The organism is Actinomadura sp. DC4 (assembly GCF_030406325.1).
Classification (GTDB): Bacteria; Actinomycetota; Actinomycetes; order Streptosporangiales; family Streptosporangiaceae; genus Actinoallomurus.
On the sequence record NZ_JAUEQY010000073.1, the window covers coordinates 1 to 4,081 of the forward strand.

A 4,081-nucleotide genomic window follows, 5' to 3' on the forward strand; every position below is an offset into this window, starting at 1 on the left:
AATCGTCCATTCGTCGAGAATTTTCATTACAGGGTCAAGGCGGCCCTGGCGGGCCGCAGGGTGGGTTCCGCTGGCCGGTTCCCGACTTGCACGGGGACCCCTCGCGGGGCCTCGCGACGGGCCATTGCGGGCAGGCAGGTGCTGCCCGTCCGCCAATCAAGGCTACGAGGCCCCGCCCCCGTGCAAGTCCGGAACCGTCCAGCTCTAACGTGCGGGCCGTCGACACGTAAGGTCAATCGACGCCAGCACGGCGGGGGCCGCGTGCCCGGCTGGCCCCGCCCACCGCAGGCCGGGACCGTGGACGGCCGCCGCGCCTTGCGCATGCGGCGCTGGGGCGCCGTTCGCGGCGCGGCCCCGACCACCGCCCCGGCCCGCCGTGGACGGTCCGCCCGTGCCGCACCGCGCAAGCTGAGGTCAGGCCCCCGCCCAACGTCGCACTCCAGCGGGCGGGCAGCGGCTTCTACGCAGGCGACACCCCGAGACGGAATTGCTGACACGGCGCCGGCTGACTCCCTCTGGTCGCCCCTACGGGGTGGCCTACGGCCATCGACCGGCCCCAACCCTGTCAGCGATAAGGGAAGCCGCGGCCCTCAGATGGTCATAACGACCGGATCGAATGGCAACAGCCTCCCACCGTTCGCAGGTGAGAGGCTGTTGCGCGAGGCGACGGCACACCGGCCGGGAATAGCTGATCAGTCCGCGCACGAGTGACCAGCTGATCGGAAGGTTCGGGCCGGTGTGCCGCCGGTCAAGCCACCCCCGGGTTGCCTCGGATGACGAGTGGAGTTGGAGGCCGGGACAAGCCGGGGGCGGGCTACGGCGACGCGCCTCGTGAACGGTTCACGCCCCACGCTCACGCGAACACGAGGCGCGTCGCAGCTTCAAGGCGGCGGGTTGCCGAGAACCGGCCACCCGTCACACAGCCAGCTGCGGGGTGTTATGTGTGTGACGCGGGGCAGCAGGTACGCGGCGTACGCCGGGTGCCGCCGCATGAGGATTTCGAGCTGTTCATACTCGGCGAGTGACGCGACACGGTGCGTGCCGATCGCGGCGTACGCGTCACGGAGCTTCCCGATCACATGCCCGAGCGGGCCGGGTAAGGCGGGCGCGGTCTTGACCTTGACCTGCGGTGGCATCAGAGAACGACCTTGTTGACCGCGTTGACGACGTCGGAGAGATCGACGGCCGGAGCGATCGGCTCACCCCACGACCAGAACCACCTGAGTACCTCGTCGCCGTCCTGCCGCAGGGTGAGCACCTCATGGAAATGGTTGTAGCCGCTGCGCGAATGGACCTTGAGCCGGGTGGACGGTTCAATGATCTCCGTCGCGAAGCCCCGCCGCTTAAGCGCGTAGTCGAGCGCCTTCACGTGGTCGTCGGCGGTACGCTCCTCTGCCGGACGATCTGTCGTTGTGGCCATCTCACGGCCTCTCTGTCGGGTTTCCGTCTCTACAGCGTGACGAATAGCGCGTAAGCTGTGAAGAGATCGAGACGGGTCATCTGTCCGTGAAAGTTCGGCAGACATTCACAGGGAGTGTGAAGCGTCGATTGGCACCGAAACGCGAGACGGCTCAAGACTCGTGGCGTATCGAACTGTCTCTAGCGATTGATCACGCGGGCATGAAGGGGCGCGACTTCGCCAAACTTGTAGGCGTCGCTCCGTCCACCGTGAGTCAGTGGCTCAACGGAAAACGGACGCCGGACATTCGGGACATCCGGCGCTGTGACGAGAAGCTCGGTACCAACGGTTACCTCGCGCGGTACTTCGAGCGTTGGGTTACGCGAGAAATTCCACTGGAGTGGGTCGACAAATGGCTAAAAGCGGAAGCTCATGCCAACGTGCTCAATAATTTTGAAGTGACCGTGATACCCGGTTTGCTTCAAACCGAACGGTATGCAGAAGCTATAATGCAGGTCGCCCGCCATTCGTCTCTCGATCCCAAGGAGCGGACGCGGCGACGAATAGAACGGCAGGGGGTGCTCACGGACGAAAATCCCCCGATGTGCGTCTTTGTAATCGACGAGTATGCGTTACGTCGACTCGTCGGAAGTCCGGAAATAATGATCGAGCAATTAACTCATCTCTGTAATCTAGCGGCGCGTCCAAATATCGTCGTCAAGATAGTTCCTCTCGGTACGGAGTACTATTCCGCACTACCGTTCATGATCGCTAGGCTTGATGGTGTCGAGTTAGTCAACCTCGATACCACGCTTCGTGGTCAAATTATGGAAGGGAATGGAGATGTCGCCGAGGTCAACAAGATCTGGGAAGATGTCCGTGAAGCCGCACTTCCTTCAACGAACTCCCTCCAGCTCGTGCAAGATGCGATTCAAGAATGGGAAAGAAATGAATTGGCGTAAATCATCGCGTAGTGGTGGCAACGGCGAGCAGTGTGTTGAGGTGACTGTTTACGGCGAACGGCATGCCGATCGCGACTAAAATTCCCAAGTGTGCAGCGAAGCGCCCCACGGTGAACGGACGGCTGCCGTGGAGCGCTTCGCCAGTAAAGCCTGCTCAGTCAGTGCGCCAGATCGGTTCGAGCAAATCAGGGTCGAATATCCGCTTTCCCCTGCCGGCCGGATAGACGATCACCGTGTGCAGAGCCGCACGAATGTAGGTGCGTTTGACCGAGATCGGGAAACCGCCCTCATTCTCCGATAGATACCAACGACGCCGGATCTCCGCCGTGCTGGTCTCTGTCTGCGCCTGCCGCGTGGCGTGTGAGGCATCGTGCTTGGCCTTGTCCGTGCGAAGCTGGCTGATCTGTTGTTCCAGGCCCGGTGCGAGGTTGAAGAAAAGTTCGTTGGTGATCTGCCGGGTGTTCCACTGCCGGGTCAGCTCATCGAGCTGTTCCCTGACCGCCTGAAGTTCTGCCTCCCCGCTCCACTCATCATCACCCGGAGAAGAGGCGAACGACGCCTGTTCCAGCTTGGCAAGCACCGCTTCGGACACGAAATCGTCTACCAGATCACCTCGGCGGGAGACGCCACCGCAGCCGCCTTCAGCCCTACTCAGACACGTATACACGTGATGGTCGGTGTCTTTATTGCGGTTCGAACGCAATGGTGTGTTGCATAGCGTCCCTTTAGCGTCGCGTCGGCCACAGCGAAGGATGCCTGACAGCAGATATGTATGATCACGGTAATCGGAGGGATGAGCCCGGATTATCTGCATGTCCCGGCCGACGAAGTGACCCTTCCGTCGTTCGAAGGACGTCCGGATGGCGGACCACTGTTCCGGGCTGATGATCGGATCCCATTGCCCCAGGACCGGTGTCCCATCCGGATCGCGCACCAGCTCGCCGGAGATTTCCCGCCACCCGCAGATACGCGGGTTCTTCAAGGAGGCTTTGAGTGATTGGACAACCCACTCATTACCCCGTGCCGACTTCACGCCCGCCGCTTGCCATTCCCGGATGATCGAATGTAGCGACCGCCCGCTTAGGAAGTCTTTTGCGGCCTTCGCCAGTAGCTCAGCCTCATGCGGTTCGAGACTGCGCCGATCTTCCTTCCAGCCGAACGGGCGCGGTCCGCCGACCGGACGCCCCTCCTCAGCCCGAGCCCGGTGTGAGCGCCGCATCCGACGTTGCATCTTGCGGACCTCCATTTTGGAGATCACCGCGCCGAACAGGCCCATGCTCTCCACATCTTCGCTATAGAGATCCTTTGGCCCGCGCTGGTCGGCGAACACCCGGCCGTCTTGATAGGTGAAGGCTTCTACGAACCGCTCATAATCACCCGGCCGACGCGCAAGCCGGTCCTCGGCGAGGATGACCACGCCTTCCACCGCAGTGCCGTCCGGCAACCGGCCCGCACGCAGCGCACCAAGCATCGCCTCGAAGTCGTCACGGACGACACCCACCTTGGCCGCCGACTTGTCGTTGTCGGTGAACTCGTGGACCACGGTCCAGCCCAGACGCGCCGCCGTCTCCCGGTTGACTCTGTGCTGATCCTGCACGCCGTGGGCGTCTTTCCGCTGGTCGGCCGAGATTCGACCGTATGAGACCACGGGGACGAGCGAACTGGATGGGGACATGGCCACCTCCGATTACTTCTTGCCGGAGGTTAAGTTCTACAACCT

Annotated in this window: 5 protein-coding genes; 2 read left to right on the plus strand and 3 right to left on the minus strand. The window is 62.4% G+C overall.

All coding sequences use genetic code 11. The annotated features are described in order from the left end of the window. Positions 1–881: 881 nt before the first annotated feature. Together QWU11_RS46970 and QWU11_RS46975 are read right to left on the minus strand one after the other, a co-directional pair. Entirely contained in the window at positions 882–1,136 is a 255-nt protein-coding gene (locus QWU11_RS46970; protein WP_290121118.1) for a hypothetical protein, read from the minus strand. After that, complete coding sequence (locus QWU11_RS46975) at positions 1,136–1,369, minus strand: hypothetical protein (RefSeq protein WP_290121119.1); 234 nt, start codon at positions 1,367–1,369, stop codon at positions 1,136–1,138. The genes QWU11_RS46970 and QWU11_RS46975 overlap by 1 nt, the downstream gene beginning before the upstream one ends. 137 nt (positions 1,370–1,506) lie before the next feature. On the opposite strand from QWU11_RS46975, the gene QWU11_RS46980 reads away from it, so the two are divergent. Both QWU11_RS46980 and QWU11_RS47605 read left to right on the plus strand, forming a co-directional pair. Continuing rightward, positions 1,507–2,361 (plus strand): helix-turn-helix transcriptional regulator, encoded by an 855-nt coding sequence (locus tag QWU11_RS46980; protein WP_290121120.1) that lies wholly within the window; start codon positions 1,507–1,509, stop codon positions 2,359–2,361. Continuing rightward, complete coding sequence (locus QWU11_RS47605) at positions 2,348–2,440, plus strand: DUF397 domain-containing protein (RefSeq protein ID WP_354670965.1); 93 nt, start codon at positions 2,348–2,350, stop codon at positions 2,438–2,440. Before QWU11_RS46980 ends, QWU11_RS47605 begins: the two co-directional genes overlap by 14 nt. Before the next feature lie 75 nt (positions 2,441–2,515). Here QWU11_RS47605 and QWU11_RS46985 read toward each other — a convergent pair whose 3' ends face one another. Further along, positions 2,516–4,036: a recombinase family protein gene (locus tag QWU11_RS46985; protein ID WP_290121121.1), complete on the minus strand. Its 1,521-nt coding sequence runs from the start codon at positions 4,034–4,036 to the stop codon at positions 2,516–2,518. Positions 4,037–4,081: the final 45 nt, after the last annotated feature.